At 34.7% G+C, this 18620-nt stretch carries 16 protein-coding genes and 1 other annotated feature (1 of these 17 running past the window's edge); of the genes, 2 read left to right on the forward strand and 14 right to left on the reverse strand.

The annotated features are described in order from the left end of the window. Positions 1-148: 148 nt before the first annotated feature. From MKX45_RS00770 to MKX45_RS00815, 10 genes are all read right to left on the reverse strand, one after another. Positions 149-976, reverse strand: coding sequence for a radical SAM protein (locus MKX45_RS00770; protein ID WP_057720875.1), 828 nt, complete (start codon positions 974-976; stop codon positions 149-151). Next, positions 969-2168: an MFS transporter gene (locus tag MKX45_RS00775; protein ID WP_240664878.1), complete on the reverse strand. Its 1200-nt coding sequence runs from the start codon at positions 2166-2168 to the stop codon at positions 969-971. The genes MKX45_RS00770 and MKX45_RS00775 overlap by 8 nt, the downstream gene beginning before the upstream one ends. Beyond that, positions 2165-3091, reverse strand: a complete 927-nt coding sequence (locus MKX45_RS00780; RefSeq protein ID WP_340816714.1) for a radical SAM protein — start codon at positions 3089-3091, stop codon at positions 2165-2167. Before MKX45_RS00780 ends, MKX45_RS00775 begins: the two co-directional genes overlap by 4 nt. A gap of 102 nt (positions 3092-3193) precedes the next feature. Beyond that, the gene (locus MKX45_RS00785) at positions 3194-4051 is read right to left on the reverse strand and encodes an Rgg family transcriptional regulator (RefSeq protein ID WP_031561135.1); all 858 of its coding nucleotides are present in this window, start codon (positions 4049-4051) and stop codon (positions 3194-3196) included. Between the two features lie 120 nt (positions 4052-4171). Beyond that, complete coding sequence (locus MKX45_RS00790) at positions 4172-5200, reverse strand: SepM family pheromone-processing serine protease (RefSeq protein WP_057720874.1); 1029 nt, start codon at positions 5198-5200, stop codon at positions 4172-4174. Next, complete coding sequence (gene coaD, locus MKX45_RS00795) at positions 5187-5684, reverse strand: pantetheine-phosphate adenylyltransferase (RefSeq protein WP_010906348.1); 498 nt, start codon at positions 5682-5684, stop codon at positions 5187-5189. Before coaD ends, MKX45_RS00790 begins: the two co-directional genes overlap by 14 nt. 47 nt (positions 5685-5731) lie before the next feature. Beyond that, positions 5732-6271 (reverse strand): 16S rRNA (guanine(966)-N(2))-methyltransferase RsmD, encoded by a 540-nt coding sequence (rsmD, locus tag MKX45_RS00800; protein ID WP_057720873.1) that lies wholly within the window; start codon positions 6269-6271, stop codon positions 5732-5734. 170 nt (positions 6272-6441) lie between these two features. Further along, positions 6442-7662: an MDR family MFS transporter gene (locus MKX45_RS00805; protein ID WP_340816715.1), complete on the reverse strand. Its 1221-nt coding sequence runs from the start codon at positions 7660-7662 to the stop codon at positions 6442-6444. An 81-nt stretch (positions 7663-7743) separates the two neighbouring features. After that, the gene (gene lmrP, locus MKX45_RS00810) at positions 7744-8970 is read right to left on the reverse strand and encodes a multidrug efflux MFS transporter LmrP (protein ID WP_012898648.1); all 1227 of its coding nucleotides are present in this window, start codon (positions 8968-8970) and stop codon (positions 7744-7746) included. A gap of 189 nt (positions 8971-9159) precedes the next feature. Next, positions 9160-10506, reverse strand: a complete 1347-nt coding sequence (locus MKX45_RS00815; protein ID WP_010906353.1) for a glucose-6-phosphate isomerase — start codon at positions 10504-10506, stop codon at positions 9160-9162. 342 nt (positions 10507-10848) lie between these two features. Between MKX45_RS00815 and MKX45_RS00820 the strand changes: the two genes are divergently transcribed. Then, the gene (locus tag MKX45_RS00820; protein ID WP_015427194.1) at positions 10849-11355 is read left to right on the forward strand and encodes a YkgJ family cysteine cluster protein; all 507 of its coding nucleotides are present in this window, start codon (positions 10849-10851) and stop codon (positions 11353-11355) included. A 33-nt stretch (positions 11356-11388) separates the two neighbouring features. Here MKX45_RS00820 and MKX45_RS00825 read toward each other — a convergent pair whose 3' ends face one another. Then, the gene (locus MKX45_RS00825; protein WP_128267966.1) at positions 11389-12234 is read right to left on the reverse strand and encodes an NAD(P)H-binding protein; all 846 of its coding nucleotides are present in this window, start codon (positions 12232-12234) and stop codon (positions 11389-11391) included. A gap of 172 nt (positions 12235-12406) precedes the next feature. Here MKX45_RS00825 and MKX45_RS00830 point away from each other — a divergent pair, with 172 nt between their 5' ends. Further along, complete coding sequence (locus MKX45_RS00830; protein WP_023164672.1) at positions 12407-12739, forward strand: winged helix-turn-helix transcriptional regulator; 333 nt, start codon at positions 12407-12409, stop codon at positions 12737-12739. Between the two features lie 263 nt (positions 12740-13002). On the opposite strand, the gene MKX45_RS00835 is transcribed toward MKX45_RS00830, so the two are convergent. Genes MKX45_RS00835 through MKX45_RS00845 form a run of 3 tightly spaced genes read right to left on the reverse strand, consistent with a single transcriptional unit; the run spans position 13003 to position 18405 of the window. Next, positions 13003-15645, reverse strand: coding sequence for a valine--tRNA ligase (locus tag MKX45_RS00835; protein ID WP_340816716.1), 2643 nt, complete (start codon positions 15643-15645; stop codon positions 13003-13005). After that, complete coding sequence (locus MKX45_RS00840; protein WP_057720869.1) at positions 15642-16865, reverse strand: McrC family protein; 1224 nt, start codon at positions 16863-16865, stop codon at positions 15642-15644. The genes MKX45_RS00835 and MKX45_RS00840 overlap by 4 nt, the downstream gene beginning before the upstream one ends. Then, the gene (locus tag MKX45_RS00845) at positions 16852-18405 is read right to left on the reverse strand and encodes an AAA family ATPase (protein WP_057720868.1); all 1554 of its coding nucleotides are present in this window, start codon (positions 18403-18405) and stop codon (positions 16852-16854) included. Before MKX45_RS00845 ends, MKX45_RS00840 begins: the two co-directional genes overlap by 14 nt. Positions 18406-18459: 54 nt before the next feature. Then, positions 18460-18620, reverse strand: a binding site (T-box leader); it runs 40 nt beyond the window's last position.

Here is an 18620-nt window from a genome sequence, read left to right on the forward strand (position 1 = left end):
TCTGTCCACTCTCTATCACTTTCTTGTTCAAGAACTGCCAATAAAATATCAAAACCTGTATCGTTGAATTATGTTAATTCCGCCCTTGAGAAATTGAAGACTGCTTTATCTGTTTTTCTGAGCGTAAATAATGGGTTTAATTTATACTTCATTTATTTGTTCTCCATTTTTCTAATATATATTTTTTATATTCTACAGCTGGTTCAGAAGTGGAAATATTTCCAATAACATCTCCTGTTTCTTCAATTGCTAAATCCCCGTTTGCATATATTGTCAGGGAGGGATATTCCGATACATAATTTAATGTTTCTTGAACAGGCGAGTAGCGTACATAAATCCCATCAGTATTATATTGTCTTACAAAGATTTTTAACTCTTCTTTTTGAATTTCTGTTAATTTATATACTTGATTTTCTCCATCATAAGTTGAAAGTTTCAACAGTTCGGCTCCTGTTTCTTTAGCATAACTCGCAATTTTACTAAGCTCTCCAATATTTTTTCGAGTGACACAAGTTGCAAAACCATATAATATCCCCAATTCTTTTAAATATTTCACAGTTTTTTCAACTTTTCTAAGATGCCCGTTTTCTTTGTAATTATCCAATTTTGAATATCGCAAACTATCAATGCCTATCTGTAAATATCGAATTCCTGCTGATTTTAACTGATATAAATACTCATAGGATACGTCAACTGCATTAGTCGCTATAGTTGGATAATTGTTATGTTCTGATAGTAATTGGACAAAATCAATAAGTTTTGGGTGGAGAATTGGATCTCCCCCACAAATAGCAACTAATGGTACTTTATATTTTTCTAAATAATAAGCTATTTTTTCTAAATCTTCTTTTGAGATCTCCTTTGTATTTAACATCTTCATTTCTTTAAGGAAGCAGTAATCACATTCGTAATGACAATGATTAGTTAAATATATATACACCTTAATTGGTAAAAAAAGTTCGTCATCTCTAAACATATTTTTTCCCCTTTCCAAAGATACCTAAAGCCATAATAATTAGGACAAAAATTGCACTAATATATAAATAGGTCATCAAATAGTTATCAACTCCCCCTTGAACAACACCCATCAGGAAGAAAGAAGCAGATAGTAAAAGCTGGGCCATTGTAGAATAAAGAGAAAAAATAGTTGTTTTATCGTCTCTATCCTTAATCGCGGTGTTGATAAAATAAGAGGAGAGTCCTTCTGAAAATAGTCTGATAATCTGCATACTTGAAAATATTATTGCTACAATCAAAAAACGAAAAAGATTTCCTGGTATAAAATGTTCAATTACCAATACTCCTTGAAAAGTAAGAACCACAAAAGAAACAAGGAGTAATGTTGAAAGTTTGAACAGCGATACTTTCTTTTTCAAAACTCTCAAAAGAACGAATATCGACAGGTTCACTATCATAATAAGTAGGCCATAATAATAAAGAGGAATACCTAATGAAGTCATAACTGGTTGGTATAAAGAAAATGTCCCCCTTGAAATACAAAACAAAAGGGCAAGCGAGAACAAGAGAAATAACAATTTATGATTTAAGGACTTTACTTTCATTTTTATTTTTGTCATTTCTTTATGTCTCGCTTCAGAACACATGAAAATAGCAGATAATAATTTGATGATTTTTATCGATAAATCCAATATAAGTGGCAAAATCACTAGATAGGAAAATAGAACCGTGGAAACAAATCCAGAAATTGCTGCTATAATCGCTCCTATGGAAAAATATGAGGCGGATTTCTCCATAAAATCTTTTTCAGTTTTTCCTTCTCTCTTAAACATATTAAATATTAACACTTCAAAATTACCACTCGCTAAAGCCAACATGCCTGTTCTTATAATTTCTATAATTAAAACTGGAATAAATAAAGAGCCTTTTATCAAACTAGGAAGAAAAAGTAAAGTTATAAGACACACAATTTCCGCACCATTTCCTAATACTAACATTAATTTCCTATCGAACTTATCGGATAAGTAACCTGTTGGAATCTGAACTAACAACGAAATTAACAAACATAAGCCCATAATACTTGAAAAATCTGAAAAAGAAAGCTTTAAATACACACTGAAAAATATAACCTCTACAACCGTTATAAATGCATCATCAAAAAGTATTCTATTTATGAATAAAATTTTCTGACCATTGAAAAATTGAGTCATTGGTAACCCCCACATTCCTCAAATAGCGGACATAAGTTACACGAGGTTGATTTTCGATATTTTCCCGCTCTCCATATATTAAAAATCGAACTTGTTCCCCATATGTAATCAAAACTTGAACCATCGTTACCTAATTTTTCGATAGATTTTTGGTTTTGAGATACTACAGGACAGGCTGAAAGTGTCAAGTCACTATTTATAACGCAGGCAGCTGTTCCAGCACCACAACCTAAAGTTTCAGCAGTGTTTTCTTCTTTTAGATATGTTGTGACAATTAGATTATCTGGTATTTTTAAATCTGAGCATGCTCGAACTAAAGCTTCATAATCCATGAATAGGCGTTCTTTTTCTAATAATCCCGTTCCTATGGGCATAAATGGCATTAATCGCAATTCTCTACATCCTAACGTGGCACACATATCAATCATTTGTTGAATGGTAGAATTATTTTCTTTTGTCACGACCATAGCGAGCCGTGTAGGAACATTCTCTTTTACTAATAGTGCTACACTTTTTATTGCACGTTCAAATGTTCCTTTCCCCCTGACTGCGTCATTGATTAACTTTTGGGGAGACTCTAAAGAAATTTGAACCTCTTTTAAATACTGAGATTTAGAAAGTATTCTAATTAACTCTTCATTTCTAAATAGTTTTTGACCATTAGTTGAAAATGAGTATGAAATTCTCAATTTTTCTAGTTGAATAATAATATGTTCAAAGTACTCACATTCTGTCGGTTCACCGCCCAATAGAGAAACATGGGTAAATTCTTTATCTTGTATAATATCTAGGACCTGATTTATTTCATCAAGCTCCAACTCTTTTCCTTGATTATCTTCCAAATAACAAAATTTACACCTTAAATTACATTTGTTGGTAAGCATCCAAGTCAGGAACAGTGGATTTTTTAGGTAATTAATCATCTTACTTCTCCAATCTATAAAAAAATACAGATAATTTTTATTATCTGTATCTTAACATATAAAATTGGGTGGAAATTTTCTTTTGGAATATATGCCAAAGCCCTATAATTTTTCAATTTCTTCAAAAAGGACCTTTGCTTCTAGTGGGAAACCATAATCTGCAAGAGTTTGCGCGTGTTTTTTCATTTCTTCTATCGCTCCGTTTTGTTTTTGCAATACCTTATAATGAGCTTTGTGATATTCAAAGAGAATTTTTTCATAGAAAAAATTGATACTTATTCCTATTTCTTTTAAATGGTTGATATATTTAAAAGCTTGTATTAAGTTTTCTCGACGTAACCAAGTATCAATGAGATTTAAAAATGTTCTTATTACGATCTGTTGATTGAGATGAATTGAATGATAATAATTTGATTTTCCTAAAATTTGCATTCCGTAATACTTTAGTGCATTATCATCAAAATGTCGAAGACAATTGCCAAAAACCCACAGTTCATAGCGTCCCCATTCGCTGACAGATTCAAGGTAGTTCATCAAAAGATCAGTATCTTTTTTGATATCCTCTGCATTTTGAACCATTACTAAGTTGGTTTTAACTACTGTTTCATTAATTTTATAGTATTTATTTTCAGGATTTTGTTGAGATTTTTCTTTCCAAAAATTATGAATTTCTATGATTTTCTCGATGTTTTTTTGCGCATAAGCAACCGCCAACTTGTGACGAAAGTTGTATTCATCTGATTGTTCATAGTCGTTATAAAGATTTTGAAATTCGTCTAAATAGACATTTGAATTTTCTAGGACGGTAAATAGTTTACCCACCGTAATCTCTGTTTCTCCTTTTTCAAATTTTGCGAGCTGAGATTCTGAAAAAGAACCACCAGTCATTTCTTTTAATTTTAGATGCTTCGTTTCTTTGATAAAAGCAATGATTTTTCCGATTTTTAAATTTTTTTCCATTTCATTTTCCCTTTGTCATATATTCCAAATTTATTAAATTATTTGAAATTATTATACAACTTTGCTTTTAGCTTGTAAACTAGATGAAAAAACTACTGACAGAAAAGCTGTCAGTAGTTTTTATTTTTCTAAATAATCTAAAGCGTCCTGAATAGTTTTGACGGGAACGATTTTCATCTTCGTTTTTAGTTTTTTAGCTGCGGCTTTGGCTCCAAGGTAATTGTTGCTACTTTCCTTTTTGGTGCCTGAGTCAGGCACTAAGAAGACCTTTGCCCCTTCTTTGCTCGCTGTGGCTACTTTTTTATCAACACCGCCGATTTGGCCAATGCTTCCGTCATGTTCAATCGTTCCAGTTCCAGCAATTTCGCGACCGTTTCGCAAATCTTTTCCTGTCAACTGACTGTAAATTTCTAGTGTAAACATCATCCCCGCAGAGGGACCACCGATTGAACCCGCGTTGACAGTAACTTTTGGAGTCGTCACGACTTCAGTATGGTCAACTAGGCTGATCCCAATTCCTGTTTTTCCATTAGCAATTTTGATGTATTTGCCAGTTGACTTGTGCTTTGTGCCGTCAATTCTCGTGTATTCAATCGTTACTGTATCACCGACTTTTTGTTTGGAAACATAAGCAATCATGTCGGCACTTGATGTAAACTGTTGACCATTGACTGCTGTAATCGTATCTGCAAGTTCTAGCTTATTTTTAAAGGTCGAATTTTTAGCAATATCAAGGACATAAACGCCTTCATATTTAAGTTCATAAGGTTTATTAGCTAATTTAAAAGCTTGATAAATCGCTGTATTCTGTGCCGTTTCCATGTAAAACTGGTTGACACGGTTGAACTGTGCGTCGTTAAGTCCACCAGTCATTTCTTGCTCACTGTAAATGCTTGTAAAACTATTAAAATGGCTGTAAATCATTGTAGCAAGATTTGCTCGTGCAATTTGGACAGTCGTCAGGAAAAAATCACCTTTATGTTCATCTTTTTTGCCTTCAACTTTGACCATTTTTCCTAAAGGCTCGGTTGTTCCGGGCATTTCCACATAGTAACTTGTTGGATAAAATAAAGCTAAAAGGGCAACAACAATTAGACCAATCGAGATTCCCCATTTTAATTTGGGATTAATTTTTTTATTTTTTTTCATCTAATTTCCTTAATTCACGACTCACATTTTCTGGAACCCAAGCACTGACATCTTGGCCAAAGGCATGTAATTCTCGCATCCGTGTGGAATTTAATGGTTCAAGTTCTGGTTTTGCTAAGAAAAAGATGGTTTCAATGCCTGTCATCTCCATATTAAAATAGAACATATTTTTTTCATATTCTAAATCTTGGCTATTACGCAAAGAACGAACCAGAGCTGTCACGCCAAGTTTTTTTGCGATATTCACTGTCAAATCACGTTCATGTTTGATGACTTTGACTTTATGAGTTACTGACAGACTTGTCAGTGCTTCTTCTAGCATTTCCACTCGTTTATCAGTTGGAAAAAGTGGATTTTTTTGGTCATTTTTAAAAATTCCAACATAAAGTTGATCAAAATGTTGACTGGCACGTTTGATAACGTCTAAATGACCATTTGTCAGTGGGTCAAAAGTTCCTGTAAAGAGTCCAATTTTTTCTGTCATTACTTTTTTCTTTCTTAATTTACTGACAGAATTTCTGTCAGTAAAAGTCAAAATTCATAAATTGAAATTTTAGAAATTCCGTAAGTTTTTTGTCTGGTCAGCTCTAATTTCCCAATTTGGTCAGGGAGTTCAACTTCCTTGTCTGTTTCACAGACGACAATTACATTTTCTGTCAGTCGTTTTTTCTCTTGCAAAAGTTCTAAGTTTTCAACAATTTGTTCTTTAGCATAAGGTGGGTCTAAGAGGACTAAATCAAAAGTCTCTGACAAGTTTGATAAGACTCGTTCTGCTGACATTTTTAATAATTGAAATTTTTCAGGCTCTTTGGTCATCTTGATATTTTCCAAAATGACTTGTTGAGCTGCTCTGTCTTTTTCGACAAGAAGGGCATGATCCATTCCTCTTGAAATGGCTTCAATTGCCAAACTGCCTGAGCCTGCAAATAAATCAAGAACACGTCCCCCTTCAAAATAAGGGCCAATCATATTAAAAATGGCTCCTTTAACTTTATCTGTGGTTGGTCTTGTTGTTTTTCCTGCCAATGTTTTCAGCGGTCTTCCGCCATAATTTCCTGATACTACTCTCATGAAAATAATTATATCACAAAATTTCAAATGGAGAGCCGAATCTCCCTGTAAGCCTTGGTCTAAAGGTTCTGTCAGTAAAAATTTTCTTATTATTTTACTGACAAAAAAATAAGTTTCTCAAATCAGAATTTCATTCTAACTTTTGAAACTTATTTTTACCTATATTTAACTCATGAATGACTTTCATGCATCCGAATTGCTCGTAGTGAGGGCAGCACACCTAATACAATAATGAAAAACATGAAGATGGTCATTCCAATATTTCCATAAAGACTTGAGAGAGAGACAAGGATTCCTGACAAGACCGAAGCGATAGGCTGAGTCACTGAAAAAGCTCCTGTATAAGTTCCCACTTGGTCTCCATCCATTAAATCGGCTCGCAGAGCCTGTGAAAATGGAACCAAAATCATTTCACCGATTGTTGCTACCAATGCTGCAATCAGTTCCCAAGTTAAATCATGACCAAGAAATGCAATCATGAAGCCCAAACCTTGCAAAATAATTCCAATGGCTATTCCACTACTTCGTGACCAATTTTTGGTTAGTTTGTTGACTCTCCCCATAAATAATACGATGACTAAGGTATTGACCATTAGGAAAATTGTCAGCATCCGTTGTCCATAAACTTCAATTCCAAAAATCCTTGCTGTTCTAAAACTATCACTCAAATGGACTGGAAGATAATAATCAATTTGATTAAAAATCATCGCAATAAAGACCGAAGCAAATAAATAATACATGAAAATACGGTCTTTAGCAACTGTGAAATAGGCTTTAATAATGTTTGATTCTTGCTTATGCTGCTGAGTATCTGGATTGAAGGATTCATAAATCCAAAAAATTACAACCAAACAACTAACGATTTCTTCAATTGTGATAGCTAAAAGTAACCAAACCAAATAATCTCGGAAAAACCAACCTGAAAGTCCTGAACCAATCATGATTGCAAAATTGATAATCCAATATTGAATACTATAAACAACTCGCCGATTTTCACTTGTTGTCAAATCTACAATCATCGCTTGACTTGCGGTGTTAAAAAAGCCAAAACCAAAATTAATAATAAGAAATCCTAAAAAAGTAACCCAAGGATTGAAGTAAAAAGATGAGTTTGCAAATGTTGCTAAAGCTCCACCAAAACCAGTAATGGCAGTTGAGAAAATCATCACAGGTCTTCGTCCCTGAACGTCGGACAAATGACCAGCATAAAGCCCAACCAAGAAAACCATGACTGAACTAATGACTAAAAGTAATCCCGTGATTCCCGCTCCCATATATTTATTGTAGTAAATTGTCATTGAGCCACCCACTGTACTAAAGCAAAGCGTCCCAAAAAAATTCATAATTAAACGAATTTTAAGTGTAGGATGTAATCCAAAAAAATCTTTCATTTTATTTCTTTCTGTTTTTTTCAATAAAAAATCTATCTTGACTCCTTTTCAAGATAAATTCCTGTTTTTAGAAGTCATTTTTTAATTAATTTTTGTTTTCTGGTGTCTGTTTACAGCAATAAGCACTAAAATAATCGCTAGAACTTCAGTCAATGCTAAGACTAAAGAAACTCCTGTTGCTTTAATCATTGGTGAAATCGAAACAAGTAAACCGGCAAGAATGGAGGCAATCGGCATCTTAATTGCGGCAACGCCATTGTAAGAACCAATTTTTTCTGGATTCATCAAATCTGCACCTAAAGTTTGAACACTTGGTGTATAAACAATTTCACCTAAAGTATAAACAATACCGGCAATGAAAATAGGAGTAAACGTCGTTGTCAAAAATGAAAAAATCATCCCAATTGCCATAAATAAACTTCCCCAAATAAATCCTTTTTGGTGTGACCAGTCCTTGGTCAATCGATTTAGGGTGGTCATTAATAGGACCACTAATACACAAGCTAAAATCAAATAAATCGTAAGCATCCGTTGTCCATAGATTTCAAAACCAAAAAAAGTGATTGTTTTAAAACTATTTGATAAATGAACAGGCAAAAAATTATCAAATTGCATGATAATAAAAGTGGTCGCAATATTAGCACCCATAAAAATCATGTAAGTTTTATCTTGTAGTACTGTCTTATAGGCCTGAAAAATATTTTCTGCTTCCTCTTTGGCCTTTACAATCGGTCTAAAAGTCTCAGTCATGACAAAAGTGGTTAAGAAAAATGAGACTAAGACAGTTAAAAGTAATATCACTAAAAGTGCTTCAAATGCTGGCCTAAAAAGCCAAGCACCTAATGCTGCTCCTAAAATAACTGACAAGTTTTGCGCCCAATAATCCAACATAAAAACAACTTTACGATTTTCAGCATTTGATGCATCAATAATCATGGCATTGCCTGCAGTAATCACAAGATTATAACCAAAACTAATCAGCAAAAAAGCAATAAAAGTTGACCAAGGATTCACGTGACCTGGTAAGTTTGAAGCAATAGCTAAAAGAGCTCCCAAAAGTTGAATCACTGTCCCAAAAACCATCACTGGTTTTCGACCATTTCGGTCAGCAAAAAAACCTGCAAGAATTCCTGCAACAAAAGTGGCTACTGCAGATAAGGCAAGCAAAATCCCTGTAATTGCACTTCCCAAATGTTGATTATAATAAATGGTCATTGAAGAAAAAACGGTGCCATATGAAAAGGCACCTAAAAAAACAATTCCTAAACGGAGTTGCAAATTTTTGTCTAAATTCCAAAACTCTTTCATATTATTCCTTAAATTTTCCGATTTTTTTAATTTATCTATAATTGTAGCACAAATAATAAACAAAAACTAGATGGATTTTTTAAAAGTTGTTAATAAAATACAGAGATTGAAAATATAACTTATGAAAATATACAAAAAATCACTGACAGAAATCTTGTCAGTGATTTTTATGACACTTTTAATCAAAGATTAAAGGCGGTCATTCAATTCTTTGCTGAGTTCTTCAAATCCTGGTTTACCAAGAAGAGCGAACATATTTTTCTTGTAAGCTTCAACACCTGGTTGGTTGAATGGGTTAATTCCGTTCAAGTAACCAGAAACACCGATAGCAAGTTCAAAGAAGTAAATTGCATATCCAAGTGTGAATTCGTCTTGTTCAGGCAATGTCACGATCATGTTTGGAACATTTCCGTCAGTGTGAGCAAGAAGCACGCCGTCAGCTGCTTTTTTGTTAACGAAGTCAACATCTTTACCTTGCAAGTATCCAAGTCCATCAAGGTCAGCGTCAAGTTCTGGAATGTTGATGTTTTTACGTGGTTTTTCAATACGGATTGCTGTTTCAAAAACAGTACGTGTTCCTTCTTGAATCCATTGTCCTAATGAGTGAAGGTCTGTTGAGAAGTTAGCTGAAGTTGGGTAAATTCCTTTTTGGTCTTTCCCTTCTGATTCACCAGCCAATTGTTTCCACCATTCTGAGAAATATTGAAGGCTTGGTTCGTAATTGATCAAGATTTCTGAGAATTTACCTTTACGGTAAAGGATATTGCGAAGTGCAGCATAGGCGTAAGCATCATTTTCATGAACATTTGTAGAAGTGTATTCTTTACGCGCAGCGTTAGCACCTTCCATCAAAGCTGTGATATCAGCACCTGAAGCTGCAATTGGCAAAAGTCCAACAGCTGTCAATACTGAGAAGCGTCCACCAACTGAATCTGGAACAACAAAAGTTTCCCAGTTGTTTGCGTCAGCATTAACTTTTACAGCACCTTTTTCTTTGTCAGTAGTTGCGTAAATCCGTTTGTTTGCTTCTTCACGACCGTATTTTTTAACTAACATTTCTTCGAAGACACGGAAAGCAATCGCTGGTTCTGTTGTTGTACCTGATTTAGAGATTACATTTACAGAGAAATCTTTGTCAGCAACGTAATCTACAAGGTCAGCCAAGTATGATGAAGAAATTGAGTTACCAGCATAAAGAATACGTGGTGCTTTACGTTCTTCGGCAGTTTGCAAGTTAACAAAGCTGTTGCTCAAAAAGTCAATTGCTGCACGTGCACCGAGGTATGAACCACCGATACCGATAACAATAAGAACTTCTGAATCAGATTGAATTTTTTTAGCTGCTTTTTGAATACGAGCAAATTCTTCTTTGTCGTAATCTTCAGGAAGGTCAAGCCATCCGATATAATCGCTCCCAGCACCTTTTCCTTCGTGGAGCAATTTAGCTGCCCCGTCGATTTGCCATTGGATTTCGTCTAATTCATTTTCAGCTACAAATGGAGTGAGTTTTGAATAGTCAAATTTAATATGAGCCATTTTAATTCCTTTCAATTTCTCGCTTTTACGAGAATTTAGCTATTGAAGAACGACAACTTTTGCATTGTTTTATCTTCGAATTTTCTAGTTCATTTTATCACTTTTTCGGCTTTTTAACAATACTAAAGGTTATGTAAGCGCTTATTTGTTTAGCTTTCTATCTGTGAAACTTTTCCAGCTTTGGGACAGCTTTTTTTATAAAAATTTAGTTTAAGATTTCAATGAATATTTATTGTTATCAAAAGATTTACTGATAAGCTAACTCCTAACACTTTTAAGGGTGTCAAATCTCTTTGACGACTGACAAATCAGTCTTTCATTTAAATTTTTGCTAAAATATTAATGATGAAATATACATTTGAAATTGACCTTGACCGTTATAAAAATCTAGCCCAACAAAAACAAAAGACACATAAGAAATTTTTAGCTGGACTTGCCAAAAAACCACCAAAGCAATTAGATAAAATCGTTAAAGAAGTTCATGAAGAGGTTTTTTTAGAAATTGATTGCACCAAATGTGCTAATTGTTGCAAAACCTTAGGCCCTCTTTGGACAGAGGCCGATATTGAACGCGTCGCCAAACATTTAAAAATGAAAGTGAGTGACTTTGAAGCCACATATCTCCGAACTGACGAAGATGGTGACAAAGTTTTTCAAACCATGCCTTGTCAGTTTCTTGGTTCTGACAATCTCTGTAGCATTTACGAAGTTCGTCCTAAAGCTTGTCGCGAATTTCCCCATACTGACCGTAAAAAGATTTATCAAATCAATAATTTAACGATAAAAAATACACTTTACTGTCCAGCTGCTTATGAATTTGTTGAGAAATTATCTTATAGACTCAAATAAAAATTACTGACAGGTCTGTCAGTAATTTTTTTATTAGGCCAAAAGCTCTTTCAAAGCTTCTTTTGTATCCGTCAGTGAATGTCCTAAGGCTTTTTCAAAATCTTTAGATTCCACATCTAAATCTTTTGCTTCAATATCTTTTTGGAAGCCGAGGAAAAGTTCCGCTACAAAATCTGGAAGTCCAGTTTCAACTAAATGACTGACAAAAGTTTTGTCATCAGCGATAATCACTTCAAAATCCTTATCAGAAACTGATTTGAGGACTTGAGCAAGTTCGGCGTAAGTCAATCTTTTTCCTGAAAGCTCCAAAACTTCTGGAAAATTTACTCCAGCAAGTGCTTTTGCTCCAACTTCTGCATATTCACGTTTCAAAGCCCAGCCCACTTTACCTGTTGGTGCATTGTAAACAAATTTTCCAGTTGAAAGTGCAGCAGCAATAATTGGCATTTCATTTTCAAAGTACCAATTATTACGTAAAAATGTGTGGGCAATTCCTGATTTTTCAATCGCCTTTTCAGTATAGATGTGGTCAGCAGCTAAGTCACTTGTTGCCCTTTCTGCTTGAGGAAAACTTGTATAAGCAATATAAGAAATACCAGCACTTTTGGCTGCATCAACCACATTTTGATGCTCAGCTTGCCGATTTCCCGGCACTCCTGAAACAAAAAGCAAACGGTCAATTCCTGTAAATGCTTGTTCTAAAGCAGTTAAATCTGAATAATCTGCCAAACGTACATCGAAACCTGCCGCTTTGAGTGGGGCTGCTTTTTCTTCTGTGCGAGCCAAAACCGCAATATCAGAAATTGGAACCAATTCTTTCAAAAATCCGAGTGCATAAGTACCGTATCCACCTGTCGCACCTGTTACTAAATATTTCATGTTAAATCCTCCATTTATTTATTATTTTTTATATTTTAAAGTAGCTTGCTTTTTTGACTACCTAAGTGTATAATATCATTGTACTACCACTATGTAAAGTAAGCACTTTAAAGTTAGATACTTCCCATTTAGATACTATTGTATAATACCAACGATTAGAGGTAATAAAAAAATGAAAAAAATTTCTGAACTTCCAGATTGTCCTGTTGAAACAGCACTTGTTTTGATGGGCGACCGCTGGAAAATGCTCATTGTCCGTGATTTATTAGAGCGAACCATGCGCTTTGGCGAACTTCAACGTTCAGTTGGACATATCTCACAAAAAGTTTTGACTCAACATTTACGTGCCCTCGAAGAAAGCGGGCTGGTTCATCGTGAAGTCTATGCAGAAGTACCCCCTCGTGTTGAATATTCACTGACAGAACTTGGAAGAACCCTCAAGCCCATCCATGATACGATGGCAGCTTGGGGAAATCTTTATAAAAAAGAAATCAGCAAAGCTTAAAGATAAAAATTACTGACAGGAAATTCTGTCAGTAATTTTTGTTTAATTATTTATAAATTTCTGCGCACTTTTTCTAATTTTTCAAAAATACGGTGAACAATCGGTCAGTAAAACAGCTGATTTCTGGATTTTTCTACTATTTATTTTAGGTCAAAGTATCAATCTACATAAAAAACAAGTAGAAAATTTGCTATCTTTCTTATTTTTTTGATTTTATTCTAAAAAAAACCAGTAGCTCAAAAGCTACTGGCTTTTATTTATGATTAGTTTTCTTTCAATTCTGCGATACGAGCTTTCACAGTATCAAATTTTTCTTGATAATCGGCTAATTTATCTTTTTCTTTTTGGACAACTTCTGCTTTAGCATTCGCTACAAAACGTTCATTACCCAATTTTTTATTCACTAAATCTAACTCTTTTTGCCATTTGGCAAGTTCTTTTTCAAGTCGAGCAATTTCTTCTTCGATGTTAATCAAACCAGCCAATGGTAAGTATAATTCTGCTCCAGTAATGACCGCTGACATCGCTTGTTCTGGAACCGCCAAGTCTTTAGCAATTGTTAATTCTGAAGGATTAGTGAAACGGCTGATGTAAGGAGAAACAGCATTCAAGAAATCTGCATGTTCAGATTTAATCAACATTGGGACAGCTTTAGACAATGGAGTATTAACCTCAGCACGAATATTACGAACGGCTGTAATTAATTCGATTAACATCGCCACACCTTCGCTTGCCTTGTCGTCATTAAATTCTGGACGTACTTTTGGATATTCGGCAACAACAATTGAACCAGAAGTGTTTGGTAATTTTTCAAAGATTTCTTCAGTGAAGAAAGGCATAATTGGGTGTAATAGACGTAAAACTTGATCTAAAACATGGAGCAATACTGCACGTGTAATGTCTTTTTCAGCTTCATCCTCACCAAACATAACTTCTTTTGTTAATTCCAAATACCAGTTTGCAAACTCATCCCAAATGAAATTGTAAAGAATATGACCAGCGACACCAAATTCAAATTTATCCATTTGTTCAGTCACGCGCTCAACTGTATCATTCAAACGTGTCAAAATCCAACGGTCAGTGACATTACCAGCAGTTTGATTTGCAACTTTTGTCAAAGCCGAAGAGACAGCATCAGCGCTGACATCTTCTGCATTCATCAATATATAACGTGAAACATTCCAAATTTTATTGATGAAATTCCAAGCAGCATCCATTTTATCATAAGAGAAACGCACATCTTGTCCTGGTGCAGAACCATTTGATAAGAACCAACGGAGTGCATCAGCTCCATACTTTTCAATCACGTCCATTGGGTCAATTCCGTTACCGAGTGATTTAGACATTTTACGTCCTTCTTCGTCACGAATCAAACCATGAATCAAGACATTGTTAAATGGTGCTTTGCCTGTGAATTCTAAAGATTGGAAAATCATGCGTGAAACCCAGAAGAAGATAATATCATAACCTGTTACAAGGGTACTTGTTGGGAAATAACGTTTGAAGTCTGCTGAGTTTTCATCTGGCCAACCCATTGTTGAAAATGGCCACAAAGCTGAACTAAACCAAGTATCGAGCACATCTTCATCTTGTGTCCAACCTTCTCCCTCAGGTGCTTCTTCACCAACATACATTTCACCCGCTTCGTTATACCAAGCTGGAATTTGATGTCCCCACCAAAGTTGACGTGAAATAACCCAATCATGAACATTTTCCATCCATTGCATGAACGTATCATTGAAACGTGGCGGATAAAATTCTACGGCATCTTCTGTCGCTTGATTAGCAATGGCATTCTTAGCTAATTCGTCCATTTTGACAAACCATTGTGTTGATAAACGTGGTTCAACAACCACTCCTGTTCGCTCTGAGTGCCCAACTTCATGGCGGACTGGTTTGACATCAACCAACTGCCCCAATTCCTTGAGGTCAGCAACAATTTGTTTGCGGGCTTCAAAACGGTCAAGTCCTTCATATTTTCCACCATTTTCATTGATGGTTCCGTCGTTGTTCATCATGTTAATCATTGGCAAATCATGGCGCATCGCAACTTCAAAGTCATTAGGATCATGAGCAGGTGTAATTTTTACAACCCCAGTTCCTTTTTCCATATCAGCATGGTCGTCTGTCAAAATCGGAATGACACGATTAATGATTGGGAGGATAACATTTTTGCCCATTAAATGTTTATAGCGTTCATCTTTTTCATTGACGATAACAGCTGTATCACCAAGGAAAGTTTCTGGACGTGTTGTGGCGATTTCAACAAACTCATCACTTCCTTCAATTTGGTAAGTGATGTGGTAAAAAGCCCCGTCAATTTCTTTGTGAATGACCTCAATGTCTGACAAAGCAGTCATCGCTTTTGGATCCCAGTTGATGAGTTTTTCACCACGGTAAATCCAACCTTTATTGTAAAGCTGAACAAAAACTTTACGAACTGCTTGCGAAAGGCCTTCATCAAGAGTGAAACGTTCACGAGAATAATCTACTGAAATCCCCATTTTACCCCATTGTTCCTTGATTGTTGTGGCATATTCATCTTTCCACTCCCAAACTTTATCAAGGAATTTTTCACGTCCAAGGTCTTGTGGTAAAATACCATCTTCAGCAAGGCGGGCAGCAACTTTTGCTTGAGTGGCAATCCCCGCATGGTCCATTCCTGGCAACCAAAGCGTATCAAAACCTTGCATCCGTTTTTGACGGATGATGATGTCTTGCAAAGTTGTATCCCAAGCATGACCCAAGTGGAGTTTTCCTGTCACATTTGGTGGTGGAATAACGATGCTATAAGGCTCTGCATCGGGATTTCCAGAAGGTTTGAAAACATCAGCTTCAAGCCATTTTTCGTAGCGTCCTGCTTCAACCTCTGTCGGGTTGAATTTTGGGGTTAGTTCGTTTGTCATAATTTATTTTCCTTTTCTAGTTCTCTTAATAATATATTTTCTTCAATTTCTATTTGTTTACTGAAAGATTCATAGCTTTCACAATTTTGTGGAATGGCAAGAGAAATTTTAAAAATTTCTCCACCATACCCTTTCAACATCCCTTCTGTTTCATATTTCGTTTTATTACCGGGATAAAGTAATCCAGCTCTTGTTGCATTTCGATAATGTAAATAACTAATAATCTGAAATCTATCCATACGTTTAATACCAGAGTCAACTTTTTTATACTTCGTATCAATAATACACCTAGCTTTATCGTTGTAAAAATCAGGTCTTACCAAGCCAGAGTGACCTTGAAGGTATAAACTTTCATTACTTTTTGGATGTTGATAATCCCTTAAAATAGTAGCAAGATATTCTTCCCAAAGCCACGAAGCATCAATCAAAATTCCTTTAACAAAATTTTTATTTTCCCCAATTCCTTGCTTTTCTCGTCGTAGAATTATTTTACAAATTTGTACGAGCTGTATATATTCATGAAAATAAGGATTTTTTATCGAAATTTTTTTACTAAGCATCTTTGATAAATCTGACTTCTTAAAGCTTAGGGTCACTTCTCTTACTTTTTGAAAATCTGCATTATTCCAAGGCTGTTTTAGTTTTATAAATTCAATGGTATGTCTAATAATTTGATTAACAGCATTGTCATATGAAAATTCGTGTGTTTGATATGCTACCTTTCCAAGAAATGGAATATTTTTCTTAATATGTCTTGCAATATCTAATGAACCTTTTATACTAAAATCATTATATTCAAACCGTTGATATTCCTTATATATTCCTTTTTTCAAAGCCTGGTGTAGATAGTAAGGAAAGAGATAGATTAATAAATCATAAAATTGTTCGTCTGAAGCACCAAGATTAAAGTTTATCACGTTGATTTTCAAAACTTTTTGAAGCATATAATTTAGGAAAAAATCAGACTTTTCATCATCAAATCGTGAATGAATCGTTATTTTATCATCACCTTCTGCTAGCCAGCCAATCAAATTTGTTGTACGATAATCTCCATTTTTATATTCAAGCAAAAATTGTTCGTCTAAATCCTCGGATTCATTTAGATTAGGTGGAAAAATTATAAAACCTTGCTTTTGAAGCGCCCTAATATCAAGGTTTGCTAAATTCAAAAACCATGCTGGAAGTGCCGAAACTAACGAGTTATCTTTAATTCTCATCATAAATCTTTTTCAACTCGTCAAGAATTTTAACATTTTCGTAGTTACCAACAAGATAAGACATTAGCAATGGCTCTAAATAGTCACTCCAAAGCTCAACATCACTATCAGGAACTTCTTTAAAGTAAGCTCCACCAATCTGATAATCTTTACCCAATCCCTCAATCTCTGAAATTTTATCATTTAAAACTTTTGCTTTGTTTGCTCGTTCAGAGCTAATAGCATTGTCTTCAAGCATTCGATTAATGGAATCTTCGGCAGTCACTTCAATAAATCTAAAACGTCTACGCATAGCAAAATCAAAACTTTCAACCGAGCGGTCAATATCGTTCATCGTACCAATGATATAGACATTTTCAGGAATATAGAACTTTTCATCTGTCTCATTCATGTTACTATACTGAGTAGAAATCGAACCTTTTTTCCCACGATAACTGGGGTCCAAAGAGAAGAAAAGTTCTCCAAAAATTTTTGAAACTTCACCACGATTAATCTCGTCGATAATAAAGACATAGGATTTGTTATTCTCAACTAAATTATCAACGTTAATTTTATCGGAAAGATATTCATCAAAAATAGGTTGTTTATATGTCGAATGGTAGTTTTTGCTTCCCCATCGTTTATGCTCTAAAAAATAAACAACATTATCTAATGTCAAGCTGGCAGAACTTCCTCCGGGAACATTGTAGGTAATATTACCTTTACCATTAACATGAAATTTATAATTATTAATTTGAACTTCATCATCTCCGATGCTAGAGATAAATTCATCCCATACTTCAGCAACTGATTTTGTTGATTCCACTTCGATTTTAGCTTTGGCTCGTTCACAAAAAAGTTTAAAAATCCCTTTTTGCAATTCAAAATTCAATTGACCATCATCACTTTTTACAGGTCTTAAACCTTCAATAAAATCAGTATAGTCATAGCTAGGATGAAACTGTACAAATTCAAGTTGTCCATTTTCTTGCGTTGACCCCAATTCCTCAGCAATCTTTTTAGCAAGATAGGTTTTTCCCGTTCCCGGAGCTCCATGTAAGATAATATTTTTAGATATTGAAAGTTGTTTTCCTAAGACACTTACCTGTTCCATAGACTTACCTTCTTTATTTTCAATTAAACTATTTAATACTTGGATTTCTTTTAATTTATTCGTCCAATTTACCAGTGTATACTGACTAAAATTAATTTTTTTTGCTGACCATGCCCCAACTTTTAAAAACTCAACTTTTCTAACATGGTGATTATTGTCAGCATCTCTCCCTTGTTTGTTATATTGATAATCAGATGTTACTTTTGCCTTTGCCAATAGTGTTTTATTTTCACCTATTATGTAAACAATATCACCAATCTTCATATCTTTATAAAATCTAATCAACGTTCCACCATGGTTGGGAGTATCAATTTTTTCTTTTATTTCTTGATCATTAGCCAGAGATAAGTCAAAATCGGCACCAGCAAAATCAAGATAAATTTCATTATTATCCTGAAATCCTTTCCAATACTTTCCTTTCTCTCCCGCTCGCAATAGCCAAGTATTCATCCATTCTCTCTCTCAACTATCTTGCACAAAAAATACCGCCCCCAAGCTTCCTAAAAATAGGACGCTCACGCGCGGTACCACCTAAATTCCTGACAGATTTACTGACAGACACTCATTTTATGTCATAATTACTGACAGGACTTTTGTCAGCAATTATTTCTTGAAATGACGCAACCTTCATAAAGTTTGACTGAACACTTTCACCAACCGTGTTC

It is taken from the genome of Lactococcus sp. FSL W8-0209 (assembly GCF_038006585.1).
Taxonomy (GTDB): domain Bacteria; phylum Bacillota; class Bacilli; order Lactobacillales; family Streptococcaceae; genus Lactococcus; species Lactococcus lactis.